The sequence below is a fragment of the Paraglaciecola sp. L1A13 genome, from assembly GCF_009796745.1.
Lineage (GTDB): Bacteria > Pseudomonadota > Gammaproteobacteria > Enterobacterales > Alteromonadaceae > Paraglaciecola.
The window spans coordinates 4,435,102-4,457,682 of the sequence record NZ_CP047024.1 but is presented as its reverse complement, the minus strand read 5'-3'; the positions used below and the strand labels follow the sequence as shown (position 1 = coordinate 4,457,682).

Below are 22,581 nucleotides of genomic sequence, written 5' to 3'. Positions count from 1 at the left end.
CTATGGATCTTTCACAATGGAAACGCGTTGTAATCAAAGTAGGCAGCGCACTTATCGCACCACATCGCAAAGGGTGTAGCAGTCATTATTTACTCAGTATCGCGCAATTTATCGTGCGTTTAAGAGCCAACGGGGTTCAGGTGGTATTAGTATCATCAGGTTCTGTTGCCGCAGGAGCACATTTGTTCCCAGAAACGGACAACGTCGATATTGCCTTAAAAAAAGCCATGGCAGCTGCTGGGCAAACCGAAATGATGGCGACATGGGATAGACTTTTTGATTTCCCTACCGCGCAAATTCTATTAACTCATGGCGATCTGCGGGACCGTGAACGTTATGTCAGTATTCGCGAAACTATTTTTTCACTGCTAAATAACGGTGTGTTACCCATCATCAACGAAAACGATACGGTAACAACAGACGATCTAAAAGTGGGCGACAACGATAACTTATCAGCGATGGTTGCTGCATCAGCAGACGCCGATGCCTTGATTATTTGCTCAGACGTAGATGGTTTGTATGATAAAAATCCTAACATCCACGACGACGCCGTTTTGTTGCCTGAAGTTACCACTATCGATAGCCGCATTTTTGCTATGGGCGGCGGTGCTACCAGTGCGGTTGGTACAGGTGGGATGAAAACCAAAATTGAAGCAGCAGAAAAGGCTACTTCTCATGGTATCGACACCTTTATCGTCAATGGTTTCAAGTCTGCAAGCTTTAACAGCTTACTTGAGGGTAAAAACCCTGGAACGTTCTTCAGACCTTACGCTAAACCTATGCAAGAACATGATCATTGGATGAGGCATACCGCGTCAGAACAGGGCGAAGTCGTAGTTAATAATGACTTCGATACCGAGTTTTCAGTGCATGGTGAGCAATTGACCAGTGATGAAATTGTTGAAGTGAACGGTAGTTTTGCCGTAGGTGACACCATCTTATTAAGAAAAGATGACGGCACGCGTATCGCAAAAGCACGCTCAAACTACAGCAGTTGCTTGTTAAGTTTTATCGCCGACCAAGACGACCGTGAATTTGCCGGAGAATTCCAAAACAGAACCGGCCCTATTATCTCGAAAAAGAATATCGCGTCATTGGAGAAACAATAAACATGATTAAAGAATTAGCAAAGAACGCAGCACGAGCTGCCAAGGTATTAGCTGTTTTAGATGAAAAAACGAAAAATATTGTATTGCAAGACATGGCAGATGGGCTACGCGCAAATGCTGAAGCAATTTACGCGGCCAACAAAATAGATTTAGCTCAGGCTGAAAAAGACGGTTTGGGTGCAGCCATGATTGACCGATTAACGTTAAACGCCGAACGCGTTGAAAGTATGGCCGTCGGAATTGAAACCATCGTCGCATTACCAGACCCCGCTGGGCAAGAGCGCGTGATTGGTGAACGACCAAATGGCCTTAAAATTAGTAAGATGCGTATTCCGCTTGGAGTCGTTTGTATGATCTATGAAGCGCGTCCTAATGTTACCGCAGATGCCGGTGCATTATGCTTCAAATCAGGCAACGGCGTCATTCTGCGTGGTGGTAAAGAAGCTCTTGGCAGTAGTAAGGCCATTGCCGGCGTACTGCAAGATGTGCTTAAAAAGCACAATTTGCCTGTTGAATTGATTACAGTAGTGCCCAATCCTGACCGTGAGTTGATGATGGAATTGATGCAGCAGAGTGATTACATCGACGTAATCATTCCACGTGGCGGCGAAGGACTTATTCGTTATGTGACCGACAACAGTAAAATCCCTGTTATTCAGCACTTTAAAGGTGTGTGTCATCTTTACATTGATAAAGACGCAGATTTACAAACAGCTATCGATATTTTAGTCAACGGTAAAACCCATCGCACGGGTGTTTGTAATGCCCTTGAAGGACTTATCGTGCATAAAGATATCGCCGATGAGTTCTTACCACTGGCTGCGGCAGCGTTGCAAAGCAAGCAAGTAAAAGTTAACGCCAGTGCAAATGCTGCGACTTACTTTGATAATGCCACTGTAATACAAAATGATGAATTCGGTGTTGAATATCTGGATTTAGAAATAGCTGTAGGCATTGTTGACGGCATAGATGCAGCATTTGATCACATCTCGCGCTTTGGTAGCCACCATACAGAGGTTATCTGTACGACAAATGAAATCACTGCTAAGCGCTTTCAGCGCAGTGTTGATGCCTCAGTGGTCATGGTAAATGCATCATCGCGCTTTTCCGATGGCAGTGAGCTTGGTCTTGGTGCTGAGATTGGTATTGCGACCTCTAAACTCCATGCTTATGGCCCTATGGGGCTCGAGTCACTTACCGCTGAGAAATATTTAGTCAGTGGAACAGGACAAATACGCGCCTAAGTTCAAGCTCGCCATTTCCTCGAACGCAAGGTTCGGGGTTGGCTAGATTCGTGCATATTCACTCAATATTCTATCTAATTGACTATGAGGGTGTATGCTGAACATAGCATCGGTGTTACAACGAAATCGAGTCAATATCGCGGTATTGATTCGATTTTTAGTTTTCGCATATACGTTGACATACTGTAAATCAAAATTCTTTTCTAGGCTATTCAGAGGCTACAGACATGGATAACCTTGAAAACAAAGATCGCGAATTAGCGCCTTTAGAACGCGAGTTTAATCATGTAATTTGCTCCTTCGAGCACTTTTTTAAAAGCCAAGCTACCGCCGGTATTATTCTTCTACTCTGTGCGATCGCAGCGATGATCATCGCTAACTCAGATAGTCATGACTTGTATGAAAAAATTAGTCATATGGCGTTGAGTATTTCTCTGGGCGATTTCACTATAAGTCATTCATTGCACACTTGGGTTAACGACGGGTTGATGGTGATGTTTTTCTTCTTACTCGGACTAGAGATAAAATATGAAACCCTAGTAGGTGATTTGAAAGATTTTCGTGACTCAAGCTTAGTGATTGCTATGGCACTCGGTGGAATGTTGTTGCCAGCGGGTATATACGCGGCCATTGCGTTGACTGGGTCTGAAGCCACAATGAATGGGTGGGGAATACCAATGGCAACCGACACCGCTTTTGCCTTGGGGATCTTAGCTCTGCTTGGCAGTAAAGCACCGCGTTCAGCCGCTGTGACGCTTTCAGCGCTGGCCATTGTCGACGACATGGGTGCCGTGGCTGTTATTGGTTTATTTTACACAGACAGTATTAATCTTGTCTCGCTAGGTTATGCAGGTCTAGCCTTACTCGGTCTGTTTATGTTTAATTTACTCGGCGTACGTAGGCCCATTTTTTATATTTTAGGGGGCGTATTACTTTGGTGGTTTGTGTTGCAATCAGGCGTGCATGCTACCGCAGCAGGTATTTTAGCTGCTCTGGCTGTACCCACTAAACCCTATGCTCAAAGCCGATGGTTTTCGCGTAGAATGCGCGGCATTTTAGATCGTTTTGAAAAGATAGATAAGCAAGACGTATCGATATTGGAGCATCAAGAGCAACACGAGTTAGTCGAAAAAGCGCAGAGTGTAGCGGCCATGACGACTACGCCTATTCAACGTTGGGGGCATGTACTAAATCGGCCTGTCAGTTTGGTTATTTTGCCCATTTTTGCTTTTATCAACGCCGGTGTGGCGTTACCTAGTGACCTAGGGCAAGTTTTCAATTCAGTTGTGCTTGTTGGTATAGCCAGTGCCATGGTGTTAGGCAAAATATGTGGTATTACTCTATTTGCTTGGCTTGCCGTGAAAAGCGGCTTATCACGTTTACCTACGGGCTTAGCTTTCCCGCAAGTTTTTGCCCTATCTTGCTTGGCTGGGGTAGGATTTACCATGTCGTTATTTATTGCCTCGTTAGGTTTCGCGGGGCATCCTGAGTTATTGGCTCAGGCAAAGCTTGGTATCTTGGCCGGCTCTATAATCGCAGCCATATTAGGTACGACCCTGTTCTTAATAATTAACAATGGCAATCAAGCTGGGCCACAAACTGAACAATAATTGATCCCAGCGGCTAACGCTTACATACTTAACCCTTAGTTTCTGTGCGTTAAGGGAAATAGAAAGAATGCAATCGAGCAAATCGTCGAGCACTAGCGCGTTTGTGCGCTTAGTGGTCATTTCAACTATGACCAAGCTAGCGGACATTCTTATTTCAGCTAAAACGACCCTACCTTGGATTATGACCAGCATCGGCGCACCTAGTTGGATGATATCCTTATTGGTGCCCATTCGTGAATCCGGCTCACTTATCCCCCAATGGCCATTGAAACAACGCATTCAAGAATTTATTAAAAGACAACGAGTATGGCGGGTCGGAGTATTCATTCAAGCTTTGGCCATAATGGGAATGATCCCCGCAGTAGCATGGTTTGAGCCATTTTATGCCGGTTTGTCGGTATTGATTTTATTAACTATGTTAAGTCTTGGTCGAGCTTTGTGTTCGCTAACCATGAAAGACATGGAGGGAGTATTAATTGCAAAAGGCCGACGAGGTAAGTTAGTCGGCATAGCGAGCGGCATTTCAGGCTTGCTTTCGTTGCTCAGCGCTGGCGCACTTATATTAGGTAAAGACCAGTTTGACCAAGTCTGGTTGTTATTTATTATCGGTATAGCAAGTTTGCTGTTTATAGCGACACTGCCGGTATCTTTGGCATTAGATGCACAAGTTCAGCCTGAGCATAACAAGCAAAAGCATTCTTTCATTGAAACCCTAAAAGGAGACCGGGCGCTAGCACATTTAATTATTAGTCGCTGTTTGCTGTTGCACAGTGCATTAGTGGCGCCTTTTTTCGTTAGTATTACCTCGAGTCAGGACGACACGTTTCAATTACCGTATTTTATCGCCGCCAGTTCAATGGCTGCTTTTTTGTCGTCGTATTTGTGGGGGACTTGGTCCGATAAAAGCGCAGTATTGACTATACGTATTGCCAGTATGATTTGTGTTGTGGCCAGTGGCGGGTTTTATCTGTGTATTGATATAGCCTCACTGTGGTTAAATGTTGGCTTATTCTTTTTACTTTCAGTGGGATATGCAGGTGTGCGTACAGCACGAAAAACTTATTTACTGGATATCGCCAGTGGTGACACGCGTACCCAATATGTGGCAACGGCTAATACAGTGGTCGGCTATGTATTACTTGCTTTTGGCGGTATATATGCCGTGTTATATCCTATTATAAACGAGCAGATTATTGCGCTTATGAGCGTATTTTTATTCCTCGGTTTAATACAAAGCTATTGGCTGAAAAAAGAAAAGTAGCCAGCTAGAGTGGTGACTATTAGTAGTCAATTATAAAATATTTTGCCCTTGCTCTGGGTCACGAGCTTGTTTAGCCTGTTGACGAATATCATGGTTATCACTTGATAAATCGTCAAAGTGTTCGCCGTCGCGAATATCCCGCTCTATAGTCGAGTCTTTAATTTCCGTTAACTTTTCTGTTTTGTGCATCGCAGCATGATCAGCTGGGCTCTGTGGTGTTAATAGCTGACGAACTGGCACGCCTTGTGGAAATATAATCTCGCGGGCATCGTCTGGCATGCTGATGTTATTTTTCTCAAACTCTCGCATAATTAAACGCATCAGCATAGATGAGACCTTGAGTAAGCTGTACTGCTGGGCATCAATCCAGAAATAGACTTTGAGATTCACTGTTGACGACCCCAGCTCATTTACTAGAACCTGAGGCTCTGGATCCTGAAGAATGGTAGGTTGTGAAGTCAGTACCTTATTCGCTACCTGTTGAGCATGCAAAATACTGGAGTCGTATCCTATGCCGATGGTGAATTTTCCACGCATTTTGGGATTGGCCGTTAAGTTACGTATAATATTTTTATAGATCGTCGCATTGGGGATCTGAATATGATTTCCATCAAAATCCACTAACGTGGTGGCTCTGGCGGTTACCTGTTTAACGATGCCTAGCTGGCCTTGCACCTCTATCACATCGTCAATTTTAAATGGCTTTTGCACGCTTAGTAGTAAACTTGAGATAAAGTTTTCAGCAATATCTCGAAACGCAAACCCCAAAATCAGCCCCATGACGCCTGTACCACTAACAATGGCGATGGCGAACTCACTCAATCCGGCAAAGCGTAGAAAAACATATAGCCCCAGTAAAATAATTAATAAGCTAATGGTGCGTCGGCTGACCAGCTTGATCAGTTGGCTTTGGCTGACGTAGCCGATGGGTCTGACAAGCAGTGTAGATATAGGTCTGGCAAGGACGTAACAGATAACAAAAAATAGTAATCCCAACGAAATCATCGGCAATGCCAAAATAATGCGCTGCCATAAATCAATAACATCAGCCCAAACATCCAGCGGCTTAGCTGATAGGGCTTGCTGAGAGGTGGCTGCTTGGTCTTGTGCCCATATGTTAGGCACAAAAATGGCATAGGTGACAATCGAGAACATAAACGTAATAGTTATTTTATTTAGGCTGGCATGTATTTGCATATAGCACCTTGATAGTGAACAGCGAACGCTTAATTGAATACGTATAGAACAAAATATTACGCAAGATAGATGCCACGCAAGTTTTCACCAGCCTATATCACTAAAAAAGGACAAATAAATGAGCGCCTACAGAGGTCAGCAAGCCAATACGCCCCAAGGTATTCCGTTACGAGGTTGGTGGGATATTTTACGCCGGACCGTGAAAAAAATGCTCGATGACAATTTGTCGTTGATCGCCGCGGGTGTCGGCTTTTATTTCTTGTTAGCGGTATTTCCTTTACTTGCAGCATTTATCTCAGTGTACGGCTTGTTGGTGTCCCCCGATGATGTACAACAGCACTTGAGCTACCTTATTGGTGTTGTGCCCGATCAAGGGAGAGAGCTTATTCAGGGGCAAGTGAGTCGCATTATGGATAAGTCCGAAGCAGCGCTAAGCACCGGCGCTTTACTCAGTACACTATTTGCTATTTGGAGTGCCAGTAAGGGCGCGCAGGCCATGGTTACTGCGAGTAATATTACTTACGGTCAAAAACAAAATCGTGGTTTTTTGATGATGCTGTTTATGCGAGTGGCGTTAACCTTGAGTGCGATTTTAGTACTGTGTGGTGCTTTATTTAGTATTGCTGTACTGCCTATTATTTTATCTTTTGTGGGACTGAAAAATTACAGCAGTCTACTGGTAACGTGGCTGACCTGGCCAATTCTGGCTGTGGTATTCAATATCACCTTGGCATCTTTCTATCGATATGGTCCTCATCGGAGCAAAGCTAAATGGCGCTGGGTTACGCCAGGCTCAGTATTGGCCAGCACGTTATGGATCGCGTTTTCGTTTGGGTTCTCATTTTATCTAGGACAGTTTGGCCAATACGACAAGACCTACGGTTCTTTGGGTAGTGTGGTGGTATTGCTGATGTGGTTTTATTTAACCGCCTACATCATTTTACTTGGTGCAGAGTTTAACGCAGCTATGGAACATCAAACGAAGCAAGACAGTACACATGGGGCTGATAAATCAGTCGGAGAGCGTGGGGCATTTGTAGCAGACACTCGGCCAAGCGATTTAAGCGATAAAGAATAGATTGTAGCGGTTAACTGTAAATATATTTTAAATTGGCAAAAGTAGGAACGCAACTTGCCTAGTTAGATATTAACAACAGACGGTTTTTTAAATTATAACCACATAGATAAAACAGGAGCTTTATTATGGATTTACTCAGAATACTCATTGCTATTTTAATTCCACCGCTAGGTGTTTTCCTTCAAGTGGGCTTAGCTGGCGCGTTTTGGCTGAATATTCTACTCACGTTACTCGGCTATATTCCTGGCATTATTCACGCTGTTTGGATTATAGCTAGACGTTAGTTAGCGTTTAAAGCTAATCGAGTAGAGCTGTAAAATTCACCAGTACGTGTGTAACTTTTACGTTTTCATACTCGTTAATTACTTTCATTCACCCGCGCTCAGCGGGTGAATGCTTTTTATAAAGGGAGTCTCTTATGGCATTTCGTCATCGCACAATCGAGGTCACTGTCATCAGCGTTATAGTGATTATAATTGCGTTGCGACTTGTGGCTCCCTACGCTCTTGAAAAAGCAGTTAACTATGCAATTGATTCGACGCCCGGTTTGAGTGGGCATGTGGGTGACGTAGATATAGCACTCTATCGCGGGGCATATCAGGTAGAGGACATCGAAATAAATCTGATTGACGGGGATTTACCCAGACCATTAATCAAGATTGCTCAATTGGATATCTCTGTACTTTGGTCAGCATTGTTGCGCGGTAGGATCGTTGCAGAGATGACCTTCGTTGAACCTCAACTATATTATGCTGATAATGCCAATCGCCAAGAGCACATTAATGATGATGCACAAGATGAACAAACATGGATCACATTGGCAAATCGTCTCGTGCCGTTTTCAATCGACAGGATTGATATTGTAGATGGCGTGCTAATATTTGAGACGATCAGTGACGAGCTCAAAACTCACACAGAAATTCAAGACGTACACGGGCAAGTTACTAACCTTACCAATAGCAAGGCGCGTACTGGCTCCATGATTACCAATTTGAATCTCAATGCTGAAATTGCAGGTGTTTGTCCTTTGTATATTTCTGGCTCCTATGATCCTTACGCCACGAAAGCGACCTTTAATATCGACGTTGAAATGCAACGTCTACCTGTGAAGCACATTGATCACCTTATTAGTTTCTATACGCCGTTTGATGTTGAAGCGGGCCAGCTTGATTTCGCCATGGAATTTGCTGCCAATCAAGGCCAAGTAAGTGGTTACGTCAAGGCTGGTATTTATGATCTGTCTTTATTTGACTGGCAACAAGACGTAGTAGAAGATGGTGATAACCCATTTCAATGGATATTCGAAGCGGTCACTGGCGGAATATCTGAGTTGTTTGAAGGGGGAAAAAAAGATTTGATCGCAACCCGAATTCCTCTTGAAGGGCAAATTGACGATATCAAAACGCCATTGTGGCCAGCAATAGTTGGTATTGTAAGAAATGCGTTTATCAAATCATTTGATATTAAAGTCGACAAGGTAGTGGTTGCGCCTGAACCTGCTGAGCAAACTAACCAAAATACTCCACTTGCTCCTAGGGGCGATTTTAAAACTAGTTAAGCTGCTGGTCCACGATATAGCCAGTTCTGTCTTAACTTATGACTGATACTGAGAATAAGCATGTTCACAATTTTTATCGTTACTAGCGCATTTCTAGTACTGTTGACGGTGGCTCCGCTTTTACCCAGCGACCACTGGATGGTGAGAGCATGGGAATTTCCGCGCTTACAAATAGCCGGTTTACTGATACTTAATTTGGTGGCGATGGGTGCACTCTACCATCAAAATTTAATGTATATGGCGCTGCTTATTAGCGTTAATCTTGCTGCGCTTGCCTATCAAATTCATTGGATTTTACCTTATACACCTCTCGTGCCTGTCATGGTCAAGAAAATAAAATCGGCTGATCCAAAGCGCAGTATTAAGATCATTAATGCCAATGTACTTATGACCAATCATGATGCGCCAAAATTAATTAAGTTGGTTGAACAAGAACAGCCGCATATTTTAGTCACGTTAGAGAGTAATCAGTGGTGGCAAGACGCTTTGAAACCATTACATGAAGCCTATCCATACCGAGTGAACTACCCGTTGGAAAACTTATACGGGATGCATGTTTTCAGCAGATTACCACTAAGTCAAATTACCACTGCTGAGCGTGTGGAAAAAGGCGTGCCGTCGGTACATTGCGTTGCCCTACTGGAAAGTGGTGAGCAGGTTAAGTGTCACTTTGTTCACCCTGCGCCCCCGAGCCCCACGGAGAATGAAGAGGCGACTGAGCGTGATATTGAATTGCTAGGCTTAGCCAAGGAAATTGCAAAATATGATGGGGAGGGTTCATTGCCTGTCATCGTCAGTGGTGATTTAAATGACGTAGCCTGGTCTCCAACAACGCAAGCATTTTTACGGATAAGTGGTTTGTGCGACCCACGCATCGGACGAGGTGCGTTCAATACGTTTCACGCTCAACATCGGCTGGCTAGGTGGCCACTGGATCATGTTTTTCACAGTGACGACTTTGAGCTCGTCAACTTGTCACGCCTGCCTGAAATTGGTTCGGACCACTTTCCATTATTAACTGAAATTTGTCTTAAATAGTCTAAATGATTTGGGAAAGTTGTTCCGTTTCTAATTGTAAATATTTCAACAAAGGTTTACAAATTCTCACTAACGTTTTCGGAAAAATTTAAAATAATTTAATTATATCAGTATCTTAGGTTGATTTTAATATGCTGGCATGAATAGAGCATTAAGATAATCGTTAATCAATTTAGAACACATTAGGAGAATATTATGTTGGGTTGGGCATTAACATTTTTAATCATCGCAATTTTAGCTGGCGTTATGGGTTTTGGTGGTATAGCCGGAACTGCAGCTGGTATTGCAAAAATCATTTTCTTTGTATTTTTAGTACTACTGGTTCTATCGTTGGTAGCGAATGCTATTCGCGGTAAAGGCCCGAAAGTCTAGATTCACAACACATAATTTCACTTTTATTTAAACACGGAGATACATAATGAACTTACTTAAGAAATTTACACTTTTAGCGATGGTTTTTAGTTCACTTACTTTAGTGACAGCTTGTAACGATAACAATGCTGAAAACGCTGGTGAGAAAGTTGACGAAATGGCAACTGACGCAGGCAACGCAATCGAAGATGCGTGCGAAGATGTGAAAGAAGGTGCAGGTGCTAAAGATTCAGATTGTTAATCTGCTTTAGCAGTAAACAAGCTAAATTATTAAAAAAGGGTGCTTGCACCCTTTTTTAATGTCTAAAATTTTATGGGTCTCATACAATTTAGCTGTCCGAAATACCACAGAGTCAAAGTTGGCTTAGTAAGCTAGGTGGTATAAATTTTTTATTTGGCGTTAAACGCCAAGGAGTGTTTAAGGTGTTATTACAAATCACCATTATCATTTTAATTGTTTCCGTTGGGGCAATCGTAGGCCTAGGTGGTCTGGGCGATGGCAGTTTTCTTATGACATTTTTAGCTGCTTTCGGGGTATTTGTTATTATTGTATTAGGGGCTGCTATGGTTCTTATAAAGAAAAAGAATGCTAAAAAGACCCCATAATATAAAGACTCGCGCTAGCGTTAAAAATAGCAGCTCAAATCAGGCAGCATTCAGGTAAAGGAAGTGACATGAATACAAGGATAATTACTTTATGGGAAACCATCAGAACCAGTTTTTGGTTCGTTCCTTCCATCATGGCGATTATTGCCATTGGTTTGTCTCAAGTCGGCCTAGCGTTTGATCGCTTCGGCGCCGAAAGTGAACTGCCGATTTTCGCTGACTTTTACCAAACGTCGCCCGAGTCTGCTAGGGCTTTACTTACCACTATTGCCTCGTCAATGATCACTGTCACCAGTATTGCATTTTCCATTACTGTGGTGGCGTTAAGCTTGGCATCGTCTCAATTTGGTCCGAGGCTTATTCGTAACTTTATGATGGACACCGGCACCCAATGTGTTTTGGGTTTTTTCGTGTCAACATTCATCTATTGCTTATTGATTATTCAGGCAACGAAATCATTCGATGATCAAAATTTTGTTCCTGGCTTGAGTATTCTCACGTCGGTAATCTTAGCTGTCTTAGGAGTTGGCGTACTCATTTACTTTATTCATCACGTGGCCAGGGCTATCCAGGCAGACAATGTGATCGACAACGTATACCGCGAATTAAATGAAATTATTGAACGTCTATTTCCCAAAGAACACAGCGATAAAAAGCCGCAACTCAGCGGTGATGGCCCGAATTTCAGTCAAGTTTATCCGAATCGACAAACGTTTATTTCTCCAAGCAGTGGCTATGTACAAACATTGGACGTTGCAAACCTGCAAAAATTAGCGCAAGAATGCGATATGGCGCTTGATGTACAGCACATGCCAGGTGATTTTGTAATGCAAAATGCTCCTTTAGGTACCGCATATTTTCACGGTTCTGCACTTGCTTGTGAGCCTGACCAAATAACCGAATTGATCCGTTTAGGTGCGCATCGTACCCCGATTCAAGATACGGAATTTGCTATACGCCAACTAGTGGAAATTGCAGTGCGAGCGCTTTCTCCTGGGATCAATGACCCTTATTCGGCCGTAACTGTGGTCGATAAGTTAAGTGCTGTGTTATGTGGCTTAACAACCAAAACGTTTCCCCCCACTTTGTATGAAGATCCTCTAGGGGTGATAAGACTGCAGTGTAAACCAGTGGTATTCACTGGGCTGGGAGAGGCCGCATTTAACCAAATACGTCAATATTCAAAAACCAGTCTGGCAGTGACTATTCGGTTGTTGGAGGGGCTGATTAGCATTCTGCAATTCAGTCAAACATCTGAGCATCGTCAGTTTGTGCGCCAGCAGACTGCTATGATCGAGCAGATACAAAGTGAATTGCCGTTAGGCGCACAGGATTGGCAAGATATAAAAAAACGGTTAGACAAAATAAAGCGCCAATTAGATAACGACACTCCAGTTATTTAACGTCAGTAATGAGTTCAAATAGCTGTGCAAATATTTCATCAATCTCTTAGTAAGTTTACACAAGGTATAAAAAAGCAATTAATTTCATACAGTTAATATTTGGCACGTTATTCGAATGGAGACTTCTACGTTTGCAACGTACAGGCTGTAATTTGGCCTGTATTCTTAACAAGAGGACTTACATATGCATAATTTTTCACTACCTACTCCAGGATTTGGTACTTATCGTCTCGAAGATGATGAAGCAAAATCAGCTGTGGCGAATGCGCTTGATGTGGGGTATCGACATATAGATACTGCACAAATTTACGAAAATGAAGCCGAGGTAGGTGATGCAATCGCTGGCTCCGGGTTAAAGCGAGATGAAATATTCTTGACCACCAAAGTGTGGTTTGAAAACCTCAGTTCGGCTAAATTCATCACTAGCGTACAAAATAGTCTGACATTACTTAATACCGACTACGTAGACTTACTGCTTATTCATTGGCCTTCACCAGATAATAAGGTGCCAATGTCTGAATATTTGAAAGAGCTAAAAGGTTGTAAAGAACGAGGCCTGACTAAGCATATTGGTGTGTCTAACTTTACCCAAAGTCAATTAGACGAAGCGTTAGCTATTCTTGGTAAAGATCAAATTTTGACCAATCAAATTGAAGTTCATCCCAACTTTCAAAACACCGAGCTAGTGCAATATTGTCAGCGTAACAACATTCAAGTAACAGCGTACATGCCTTTAGGTGTAGGGAAAGTTATGGAGAGTGATGTACTGCAAGCCATAGCGCATGAGCATGACACCACACCTTCGGCAGTCGCCTTAGCTTGGTTAAATCACAAGAAAATCGTTGCAATTCCTTCGTCTACGAATGTAGAGCATATGCGAGATAACCTCACTGCCAAGCAGTTGATGTTAACGGCTGATGAAATAGTAAAAATAGACGCAATAGAGCCGCAGGAGCGAATAGTCGATCCAGATTTTGCACCAGACTGGTAGAAGCGCGGGACATGACCTTTTTTATTAAGTATTTAGAACCTCAGACTGTAATGGTCTGAGGTTTTTTTATATCTCCATTTAATGCCGAGATCGGTAAATTTAAACTTTGTCGAATATCACAACCTCAGTAGAATTATTTACAACGCTCTGGTAATAATTTCCACGCTCACAGCTTTAACTTCCGCAAAGAATCAAAATTAATTCATATTTATCAGTAGCTTATATGGTTGGCATCGAACTGGCATTGATTATATGGAATCTTTAAAAGGAGATATTTATGAAACATTCAATCATTTCAGTTTTAGTAGCCGTATCGTTAGGAACTGCATCATTAGCCGCCAATGCAGAAAATACTTGGAAGGACACCGCAAGCGATGCGTGGATCGACGGCAAAGCCGAAACGACCTTAATGCTAAACGGTAATTTAGATGCCTTCGATATCAACACCGACGTTAAAAATGGCAAAGTAACATTAACCGGTAAAGTTGATCGTGAAGTCGATAAAGCGTTGGCCAGCGAATTGGTCATGTCACTTGATGGTGTTAAAGACGTTGATAATCAATTAACCGTTATCGAAGAATTAGACGAAGACCAAGACGGCGAAGTGATGCAAAGCCTGAACGACGCAAAGATTGAAACAGTGATTAAAACCCGTTTGATGTTTGAATCAGAAGTCAGTGGCTTAGAAATCGAAGTAGAGTCTAAGATGGGTGTTGTGACGCTATCGGGTACGGTCGATGATGACGCAGAACGTCAGTTAGCGCTCAAAATTGCAGAAAATACCAATGACGTGAAGAACGTAGTTGATATGCTGAAGATGACAGAGGAAGGTGGCCAAGCTTAACATCTCGCTTGACTAAAGCTTCATTGAAAACGCCCGCTTCAGCGGGCGTTTTTGTATTTAACAGTCTGTAAGTCAAGCATGACTGTTTTAGCAAATCCGATCGGTAAGTTGGTTGTGCTTTATTGGGTGTTTTGTCGCATGGCTTTGTGGTGGTATTTATCCATGGTGAATTTGACAATACAGCCTCATCTTTAGTTTTACAGCGTTGGATGCTTAAAGCCAATCTATAACAAATTCTGAGCTTGATATATCACTACGATAAAGCTTGGGTGCAAAATTTCTCTGCTAGCATCATTAGTATTCAATCTCAGCCCAAGGTTGGCCGTGATGTACAAAATCAATGACTTCGATTTCAAAACCGTAGCGGATATCCGCTTTGCAGTAAATGCCGCTTTATCATTACCCACGCTATTGATTACCCGTTTTAACGCTAAGTCGATTATATTAATCACTGACAAGGGATTACTTAAGTCGGGTGTACTTGATGACCTATTAAATCAGCTAGAAATTTCAGACCTCAATATACAGATATTTGACGAGGTACTGGCTGATCCGCCTGAAGCCATTATTCGCGCAGCCGGAGAACAAGCGAAACAAGTGGACGTTGTAGTGGGCATTGGTGGAGGTAGCTCTATGGATACTGCAAAATTGGCCGCGGTGCTAGCCATGGAAGAACAAGCGTTGTCCGATATGTATGGCGTGGATCAGGTGCTATCTACCCGTAAACCCTTAGTGCTAGTGCCTACCACTGCTGGAACAGGCTCTGAGGTTACACCTATATCAATTGTGACCACGGGAGAATCAACCAAAGCTGGTGTCGTATCGCCGATTTTATATCCTGATGTGGCACTTCTCGACCCCACATTGTTGCTAGGTTTACCCGCACACATCACCGCAGAAACGGGTATTGATGCCATGGTACACGCCATTGAAGCGTTTACCAGTAAACATAAAAAGAACCCACTGTCGGACAATCTCGCGATTAAAGCGTTGCAGCTTTTAGCAACGCATTTACCCCTTAGTTATAGAAATGGCAAAGACGTAAACCACCGTAGTGGTACGTTGTTAGGTGCGATGCTAGCCGGACAAGCATTTGCAAATGCGCCTGTGGCGGCAGTGCACGCACTGGCATATCCGTTAGGCGGCATTTATCACATGGCTCACGGCTTAAGCAATGCGCTGATGCTGCCCTATGTTATGCGCTTTAATGTAAGTGCGGCTCAGCCCCAATATGCGCAATTAGCGCTTGTGTTAAATCCGAAGCTAGCTGAGCGCACTGAGACAGAACAGGCGTTGGGGTTTATCGAGTATATGGAACAGTTTTGTAAAGCGCTTGGCATTACCAAACGTTTGCGTGATTACGGTATTGACCAACAAGATCTCCCTGCACTTGCTCAAGGGGCTATGCTACAAACGCGGTTGCTAATGAATAACCCGCGCACGGTCGCTTATGAAGACGCGCTAACTTTGTATCAACAGGCTTGGTAAGTCAGCTTGTTTTTAAAATAGCCAGTGTGTTAATTGCTCGCTAAAAGTTTGAGTGAAAAATTTAGTCAACAGCAGAAAGTGGAGATTCATTGATGACAACATCGAAGACAGATACAAAGGTGCCCCCAACACGCAGCGACTTTCGTTACTTTGATACCATAGACACCCGTTGGTCCGATAATGATATTTACGGGCATGTAAACAACGTGGCCTATTATAGTTTTTTCGATACTGTGGTTAATCGTTTATTGATTGACAATGGTTGGTTGCGTTTAGACGGCGAGGGGCCAATCGGCTTAGTTGTTGAAACTCGCTGCCAATATTATGCATCGGTCAGTTATCCAGCGGTATTAGATATAGGTTTAACGGTATTAAAACTAGGCAATAGCTCGGTAGTATATCAGTTGGCGGTTTTCTCAGAAGGAAATGATGACGCAAGCGCCGTTGGACACTTTGTACATGTTTATGTAGATAAACCCACTCATTTACCCATGGCTTTACCTTTGTCTTTGCGAGAAGGATTGAGTCATTATTTGGCAATAGAAGATTAGTGTTAGCTTATAACCAAAGACGACACCAATACGACGCTAGGTCGTATTGGTTTTGCTCGCGTGTTGCTATGCGTATTGTGAACCTTGCTCTTTAGCGATAATTACCGATTTCTGCCGAGGGCATCATGGCTAGTAACCCAATCACCTGCTAACACTGCTGCACTTAATGAAAGCTCCCCAGCCAATACTGTTGCCCCTATAATTTCAGCTAATTTATAAGCTTTGCCTTCACCGAAGCAGTCCATAATTTCAAGACACTCTTTTTGTGTTGCCAGTGCGGTTCCACCGCCATAAGTGGCTACGATAAGTGAGGGTAAGGTAATAGCAATATAGAAATCACCTTGCTCGTCTACGTCCACAAAAGATAACGCTGCTGAGGACTCCGCTACGTTGGCTGCATCTTGGCCGCAGGCAATGAACATAGCGGTAATGCCATTCGCTGAATGGGAGCCGTTATTAATTGAGCCTGCCATAAAGCTGCCCATATTTGACACTTGGCGCATCTTAAATAACATATCAGCCGAAACACCTAGCATCTTTTTCAAAATATCGTTGCTGATCTTTGCTTCTGCTATAACCCGTTTTCCCCGGGTGTGGAGCGTGTTTAATTGGGAATGTTTCTTGTCGGTATCCATGGCACCAGATAAGTTATAGCGCTGTAAACCTTCTCCTGGGTAATGAGCTTTTATCCACTCACATGCAGCAAACGTGGCCTTGCCCACCATGTTTTGCCCTGCGGCGTCACCTGTGGTGAAATTAAAACGTAAATACAACATACGGGCGGCAGCGTATTGTTCAATATTACGCAGCTTTCCTACACTGGTAGTGCTTTGCGCTTCGTTTTTTATAGTTTCAAACTGCTGGTTAACCCATATTCCGAAAGCGTGGGCCTGACGAGCATCCTTAAATATAAACACCGGTGCCCGTTGCATGGCATCGTCCACCACTGTGACTTTAACGCCACCTGCTGCACCCAGTACGCGCATGCCTCGATTATAACTGGCGACCAAGGTGCCTTCAGTTGTCGCAAGAGGGACATAAAACTCTCCCTTTGCATGTTCACCATTGACTTTGATTGGTCCAGCTAGGCCGATTGGCACTTGGGCGACCCCGATGAAGTTCTCGATGTTTCCGGCAGTTTGCTCTGGACTCAATGAGTAGTGTCCTACGTGATTGAGTTCTGTTTGAGTTTGTTTTGTAACAAACTGTCTACGTTGCTCGGCCATGCTTTGGGTATTGTCATTCTCTTTATCGCGAGGAATTAAAGAAGCTGGCGCTTTATTATCTGACATGCGTGTAATCGATTTTGTAGATAGAAGGTGAATCTACAACTATCAACAAATGCATTCATTTTGAAATCGTTATGCCTAATTAATGTGCAGTAGTTCTAATGATAGTTTGTCTGTCTGTTTTATTTTAGGTTTCTAGATACTCAAGTTTGTTCGGTACGCCGTCCCATTCTTGTGCATCGTCAGGGGGCGGTATCACCTCAATAATATTAGGCCACACCTTGGCAAGTTCGGCGTTTAATTCGGTAAACGCCTCTTGACCTGCAGAGAGATCATCATCTTGAAAAATGGCTTTGGCCGGACATTCAGGTTCACACAACGCGCAGTCGATGCAGATATCTGGGTCGATAACTAAAAAATTGGGCCCTTCAAAGAATGCATCCACCGGACAAACGGCGACGCAGTCAGTGTATTTACATTTTATGCAGTTGTCGGTGACTACAAAGGTCATGAGTAAAAGCTTTGCTAAATGATATGAACGACGATCATACTTATCGGCAATAGAAATACAAGATAACGGGAGAGATGAGTAAGATATTGCTGAATAAACCAGACACAAGGCCAAGCATGACTTAAAATAGTCGGCTTAGTGTTTTTGTGTTGGGCTGTGCCCGTGTGTTTACCTTTTTGGACCTTTCTATGCTGCGTTTAACTGATATAAAACTTCCCCTTGAACATCAAGATGCTGACTTAACCCAAGCTGTGCTGAATAAGTTAGGGTGCAAAGAGGAGCAGCTGAAACAGGTATCGGTGTTTAAACGTGGTTTCGATGCCCGAAATAAGTTTGATATACAGCTTATTTATACTCTTGATGTAGAGGTAGATGATCACGAAGCGTTACTGGTCCAGTTTGAAAATGACCCCCATGTGCGTATATCGCCAGATACGCGCTATCAATTTGTTGGTCAGGCGCCGCAGACATTAACGGAGCGCCCCGTGGTGATTGGCTTTGGGCCATGTGGTCTATTTGCGGGTTTGTTGTTGGCCCAAATGGGTTTCAAGCCGATTATTTTGGAGCGCGGTAAAGAAGTGCGAGAGCGCACCAAAGATACCTTTGGCTTCTGGCGTAAAAAACCACTAAATACCGAATCTAATGTGCAGTTTGGGGAAGGCGGCGCTGGTACGTTTTCAGATGGCAAACTGTATAGCCAAGTTAAAGACCGTAAGCATTACGGACGAAAGGTACTCACGGAGTTTGTCGAGGCCGGTGCGCCAGATGAAATCATGTATGTGAGTAAACCCCATATAGGTACGTTTAAGTTAGTGGCTATGGTTGAACGTATGCGTGCGCAAATTATTGCCCTGGGTGGTGAAATTCGCTTTAGCACTCGCGTAGATGATGTACATATTGAAAATGGTCAGTTAACGGGCTTGAGTTTATCTACAGGCGAACGCTTAGATAGCCGACATGTTGTGTTGGCGGTAGGACACAGCGCTCGGGATACATTTAAGATGTTGTACGATCGAAATGTGTATATCGAGGCCAAGCCCTTTTCTGTGGGATTTCGTATTGAACATGAACAGTCGATGATTGACGAGTGTCGTTTTGGGCCAAATGCTGGCCATCCTATTTTGGGTGCCGCAGATTACAAGCTGGTGCACCATTGTAAAAGTGGCCGTACCGTTTACAGCTTTTGTATGTGTCCTGGGGGAACCGTTGTTGCTGCAGCGTCCGAAGAAGGGCGGGTGGTGACCAATGGTATGAGCCAATACTCTCGCCACGAACGCAATGCAAATAGTGCCATTGTGGTAGGTATTGAGCCTGAAAAAGACTTTCCAGGACATCCCTTGGCTGGTATCGACCTACAACGACAGTTAGAAGAACAGGCGTATGCATTAGGCGGCAGTAATTACGATGCACCTGCTCAGCTTATTGGTGACTTTTTAACGGGCATATCGTCATCAACCTTGGGGGATGTGAAACCTTCTTATACACCGGGCATCAAACTAACAGATTTGTCTAACGTGTTACCCGATTATGCCATCCGCGCGATTCGCGAGGCGATTCCTGCGTTTGATAAACAGATCAAAGGCTTTGCCAAACCAGATGGCTTGTTAACGGGTGTTGAAACTCGGACGTCTTCGCCTATATCCATTAAGCGCGGGGCGGATTATCAAAGTGTGAATGTGAATGGGCTATATCCTGCAGGTGAAGGCGCGGGTTACGCCGGTGGTATTTTATCTGCCGGTATTGATGGTATTAAAGTCGCTGAAGCAGTTGCTTTGTCTATGTTAGGCAATTATGAACCTGATATTGACTAAGTATATTGCTTGGTCGATGCTTTATGCATAAAAAAAGCAGCCTTAGCTGCTTTTTTTATGCATATCGAGTGTAGTGATTAACACATCGATTATTTCATCTGCGCCGTTAAGCCTTGATTGATATCGGTAATATCTTCAACAGACAAAGTACCTGCAGCCAATTTAAGATTAAGCACACTGATAACATAACCGTAGCGAGCACTCGATAAGTTTCGACGGGCATCAAACAAATTACGGGTACTGTTTAATACATCGACTATGGTACGTGTACCCACATCAAAACCGGCTTCAGTGGCTTTTAATGCACTTTGCGCTGAAATAACGGCCTGTTCAAACGCTTTAATACGTGAAATGGATGCTTTCACATCGTTATAGTTTGAACGGATGCTGCGAATAACCGAGCGATGAATACGTTCACGATCTTCGCTGGTGGCAACAAATCTGTGTTTCGCAGATTCAACGTTGGCGGTGACGAGGCCACCAGTATACAAAGGTACATCAACGGTCAGTTGTACCCCGTAAGTATTGAAACGGTCACTACCACCCGCATCAGGGTTAGTGGTAAAACCATCAGTATCATTCGTGTTTGCAGTGCCACCTAAACTAACCGTCGGATAATGACCTGCACGGGCACTTTTAATATCGAATTTTGCAATATCAACACTGGCGTTTGACACCAATAGTTCTAAATTCTTTTCTTCTGCCATTTTCAACCAACTGTTCACGTTAGCAGGAGTTGGCATGCTGGCAGAGAATTGTTGGGTGTTAAGTACATTCAAATCAGGGTAATAAAAACCAGTAATTTCTCGAAGTGCTTCGAGATTAGTTTCCACTACGTTTTCAGCACTGATTTCAGCAGCTACCGAAGTATCGTATTGGGCTTGTGCTTCATGCACATCGGTAATAGCGGTTAAACCGACTTCGAAGCGTTGTTTTGTTTGCTCAAGTTGGCGCGCAATTGCACGTTTTTCAGCGCGGGCAAAGGCCAAATCGTCTTGGGCTTGAAGGGTATCGAAATAAGCGCTAACGGTACGTAAAATTAGGTTTTGCATGGTTAATGCAAGGCTTGCGTCAGATTGACTGGCAACCAATTCGGCACGGTCTAAACCAACCCAAAGTGAACGGTCATAAATCGATTGTGTTAGATTCAAGGTTGCGTCGTTGGTTGAGCGGTCTAAATCACCGTAGGTTTCTGCCACATCTAAGGTCAGTGAAATTTGCGGCAATAGACCAGCTCGACTGATTTCTATATCAGAAAAAGCGGCTTCTCTACTGGCTTGAGATTGCAATGTAGCGGGATCGTTTTGCAACGCTTGTTGATATACGCTTAGTAGGTCATCGGCAAGTGCGTGGGTCGATACGCCAAAGCTAATCAATAGCGAAAGAAGTGTTTTTTTCATGTGGTTTCCTTGATGAATTTGCTTGTGGCAGCGATACCGTTATTTTATGTTTATTATTTGTCGCATATTAAGGCGCTAAAGTTTAAAGACATTAGACGCGAACACGAAACATCCAGACGTAAAACTACCGTCTCAAGTGTAACAGAATATTATACTGGCTTTCGACTGATAAATGCTGCTCCACTATATGGTACTAGAGTTTAAAAATTAAAGAGGATTTATGTCTAAAATTCAGCAATTTTCCAGTAAAGACGTCGAAATTACCCGCAAAGAGCCGCTTTATGAGGGCTTTTTTAAAATGGTGAAATATCACTTCAAGCACCGATTATATGACGGCGGTTGGAGTAAAATCGTAGAGCGTGAGATATTTGAACGGGGTCATGCAGTTGCAGTATTGCCTTATGATCCCAAGTTAAAAGAATTCGTTATGATTGAGCAAATTCGTATCGGTGCTTTAGCTACTTCGAATTCACCGTGGTTGTTAGAGATTGTGGCTGGTATCATTGACCCTGGCGAGACAGCCGAAGACGTATGCTATCGCGAAGCTCAGGAAGAGGCCGGGGTCACGATCACGCATTTGATAAAAGCGCTTAGTTATTTGGCGAGCCCAGGCGGCACTACCGAAAGATTGCATATTTATGTCGCTCAAGTTGATGCAAGCCAGGCGAAAGGTGTGCATGGACTAGACTATGAAAGCGAAGATATTTTGGTACACCGAGTACCAGAAGCCCAAGCGATAGAATGGATTAATCAAGGAAAGATCGAGAATGCAGCCACGCTGATTGCGTTGCAATGGTTTGCTATGAATAAACAACGAGTACTTGATGACTGGAAACAATGAACACAACTTAAGACGTAAATATGTACCGCACTTGCCGAGTATTCAGCGAGTGTGCGCGTTGAACTATGTACGCTTGATTAAATTATTACCCGATTGCGACACTGAAGATCTTGAATATCAATTTGAGGTCAATAAAACCCTCAAATACAGCATAAAAATTGTTGAGTGTAGTCGCTACACCAGTACGGTGACCATGGCGCAAGAATCAGTGGTTGGGCCAGATTTTATGCGCCCCGTTGTACGTATTCGTTTATACCACGACGCACAATTGGCTGAGGTGATTGAGTCCCAACATATTGGGGCCTTAAAGCCGAGCTATGAATACCCCAATAGTAAAATGTTTCAAAAAAATGAAAAAGAAATGGTGAATCTATTTTTGAGTGAATGGTTATTGTTTTGCTCGAAACATAAAAATCAACTGCAAACGACGAGCGTTTAA

Annotated in this window: 23 protein-coding genes; 19 read left to right on the top strand and 4 right to left on the bottom strand. The window is 43.4% G+C overall.

The features are described 5' to 3' along the window. Positions 1-2: 2 nt before the first annotated feature. The 4 genes from proB (at position 3) to GQR89_RS18885 (ending at position 5,224) form a co-directional block, all read left to right on the top strand. Positions 3-1,109 carry a glutamate 5-kinase gene (gene proB / locus GQR89_RS18900; protein WP_158771537.1) on the top strand — a complete coding sequence of 369 codons (1,107 nt, stop codon included), beginning with the start codon at positions 3-5 and terminating at the stop codon, positions 1,107-1,109. Between the two features lie 2 nt (positions 1,110-1,111). Further along, positions 1,112-2,353, top strand: coding sequence for a glutamate-5-semialdehyde dehydrogenase (locus tag GQR89_RS18895; RefSeq protein WP_158771536.1), 1,242 nt, complete (start codon positions 1,112-1,114; stop codon positions 2,351-2,353). Between the two features lie 227 nt (positions 2,354-2,580). After that, the gene (nhaA, locus tag GQR89_RS18890) at positions 2,581-3,963 is read left to right on the top strand and encodes a Na+/H+ antiporter NhaA (RefSeq protein ID WP_158771534.1); all 1,383 of its coding nucleotides are present in this window, start codon (positions 2,581-2,583) and stop codon (positions 3,961-3,963) included. Between the two features lie 67 nt (positions 3,964-4,030). Further along, entirely contained in the window at positions 4,031-5,224 is a 1,194-nt protein-coding gene (locus GQR89_RS18885) for an MFS transporter (RefSeq protein WP_158771533.1), read from the top strand. A gap of 30 nt (positions 5,225-5,254) precedes the next feature. Here the strand turns inward: GQR89_RS18885 and GQR89_RS18880 are convergent, their stop codons facing one another. After that, complete coding sequence (locus GQR89_RS18880; RefSeq protein ID WP_158771531.1) at positions 5,255-6,421, bottom strand: mechanosensitive ion channel family protein; 1,167 nt, start codon at positions 6,419-6,421, stop codon at positions 5,255-5,257. A 118-nt stretch (positions 6,422-6,539) separates the two neighbouring features. Between GQR89_RS18880 and GQR89_RS18875 the strand changes: the two genes are divergently transcribed. The 12 genes from GQR89_RS18875 to GQR89_RS18820 all read left to right on the top strand — a co-directional run bounded on the left by GQR89_RS18875 (position 6,540) and on the right by GQR89_RS18820 (position 16,350). Next, complete coding sequence (locus GQR89_RS18875; protein ID WP_158771529.1) at positions 6,540-7,499, top strand: YihY/virulence factor BrkB family protein; 960 nt, start codon at positions 6,540-6,542, stop codon at positions 7,497-7,499. A 125-nt stretch (positions 7,500-7,624) separates the two neighbouring features. Next, the gene (locus GQR89_RS18870) at positions 7,625-7,783 is read left to right on the top strand and encodes a YqaE/Pmp3 family membrane protein (protein WP_158771527.1); all 159 of its coding nucleotides are present in this window, start codon (positions 7,625-7,627) and stop codon (positions 7,781-7,783) included. A gap of 134 nt (positions 7,784-7,917) precedes the next feature. Further along, a complete protein-coding gene (locus GQR89_RS18865; protein WP_158771525.1) occupies positions 7,918-9,057 on the top strand; it encodes a DUF748 domain-containing protein in 1,140 nt (379 codons plus the stop codon). A gap of 60 nt (positions 9,058-9,117) precedes the next feature. Further along, positions 9,118-10,095, top strand: a complete 978-nt coding sequence (locus GQR89_RS18860) for an endonuclease/exonuclease/phosphatase family protein (RefSeq protein WP_158771523.1) — start codon at positions 9,118-9,120, stop codon at positions 10,093-10,095. A gap of 195 nt (positions 10,096-10,290) precedes the next feature. Beyond that, positions 10,291-10,467, top strand: a complete 177-nt coding sequence (locus GQR89_RS18855; protein WP_006991544.1) for a DUF1328 domain-containing protein — start codon at positions 10,291-10,293, stop codon at positions 10,465-10,467. 46 nt (positions 10,468-10,513) lie between these two features. Then, a complete protein-coding gene (locus GQR89_RS18850; RefSeq protein ID WP_158771521.1) occupies positions 10,514-10,708 on the top strand; it encodes a hypothetical protein in 195 nt (64 codons plus the stop codon). A 182-nt stretch (positions 10,709-10,890) separates the two neighbouring features. Next, a complete protein-coding gene (locus tag GQR89_RS18845) occupies positions 10,891-11,073 on the top strand; it encodes a hypothetical protein (protein ID WP_158771520.1) in 183 nt (60 codons plus the stop codon). Between the two features lie 68 nt (positions 11,074-11,141). Continuing rightward, complete coding sequence (locus GQR89_RS18840) at positions 11,142-12,476, top strand: DUF2254 domain-containing protein (protein WP_158771518.1); 1,335 nt, start codon at positions 11,142-11,144, stop codon at positions 12,474-12,476. A 184-nt stretch (positions 12,477-12,660) separates the two neighbouring features. Continuing rightward, positions 12,661-13,467 (top strand): 2,5-didehydrogluconate reductase DkgB, encoded by an 807-nt coding sequence (gene dkgB / locus GQR89_RS18835; protein ID WP_158771516.1) that lies wholly within the window; start codon positions 12,661-12,663, stop codon positions 13,465-13,467. Positions 13,468-13,744: 277 nt separating this feature from the next. Then, positions 13,745-14,311 (top strand): BON domain-containing protein, encoded by a 567-nt coding sequence (locus tag GQR89_RS18830; protein WP_158771515.1) that lies wholly within the window; start codon positions 13,745-13,747, stop codon positions 14,309-14,311. A gap of 327 nt (positions 14,312-14,638) precedes the next feature. Further along, the gene (locus tag GQR89_RS18825) at positions 14,639-15,799 is read left to right on the top strand and encodes an iron-containing alcohol dehydrogenase (protein WP_158771513.1); all 1,161 of its coding nucleotides are present in this window, start codon (positions 14,639-14,641) and stop codon (positions 15,797-15,799) included. A 92-nt stretch (positions 15,800-15,891) separates the two neighbouring features. Next, positions 15,892-16,350, top strand: a complete 459-nt coding sequence (locus GQR89_RS18820) for a thioesterase family protein (protein ID WP_158771511.1) — start codon at positions 15,892-15,894, stop codon at positions 16,348-16,350. A 101-nt stretch (positions 16,351-16,451) separates the two neighbouring features. Here the strand turns inward: GQR89_RS18820 and GQR89_RS18815 are convergent, their stop codons facing one another. Beyond that, positions 16,452-17,642, bottom strand: coding sequence for a hydroxymethylglutaryl-CoA reductase (locus GQR89_RS18815; protein ID WP_158771509.1), 1,191 nt, complete (start codon positions 17,640-17,642; stop codon positions 16,452-16,454). 124 nt (positions 17,643-17,766) lie between these two features. Continuing rightward, on the bottom strand, positions 17,767-18,090 hold the full coding sequence (fdxA, locus tag GQR89_RS18810; RefSeq protein ID WP_158771507.1) for a ferredoxin FdxA: 324 nt from the start codon (positions 18,088-18,090) through the stop codon (positions 17,767-17,769). 188 nt (positions 18,091-18,278) lie between these two features. Here fdxA and GQR89_RS18805 point away from each other — a divergent pair, with 188 nt between their 5' ends. Then, positions 18,279-19,901, top strand: coding sequence for an NAD(P)/FAD-dependent oxidoreductase (locus GQR89_RS18805; protein WP_158771505.1), 1,623 nt, complete (start codon positions 18,279-18,281; stop codon positions 19,899-19,901). Between the two features lie 89 nt (positions 19,902-19,990). On the opposite strand, the gene tolC is transcribed toward GQR89_RS18805, so the two are convergent. After that, positions 19,991-21,301, bottom strand: coding sequence for an outer membrane channel protein TolC (gene tolC / locus GQR89_RS18800; RefSeq protein ID WP_158771503.1), 1,311 nt, complete (start codon positions 21,299-21,301; stop codon positions 19,991-19,993). A gap of 220 nt (positions 21,302-21,521) precedes the next feature. Between tolC and nudF the strand changes: the two genes are divergently transcribed. Both nudF and GQR89_RS18790 read left to right on the top strand, forming a co-directional pair. Then, the gene (gene nudF / locus GQR89_RS18795; protein ID WP_158771501.1) at positions 21,522-22,142 is read left to right on the top strand and encodes an ADP-ribose diphosphatase; all 621 of its coding nucleotides are present in this window, start codon (positions 21,522-21,524) and stop codon (positions 22,140-22,142) included. Then, complete coding sequence (locus GQR89_RS18790; RefSeq protein ID WP_158771499.1) at positions 22,126-22,581, top strand: DUF1249 domain-containing protein; 456 nt, start codon at positions 22,126-22,128, stop codon at positions 22,579-22,581. The genes nudF and GQR89_RS18790 overlap by 17 nt, the downstream gene beginning before the upstream one ends.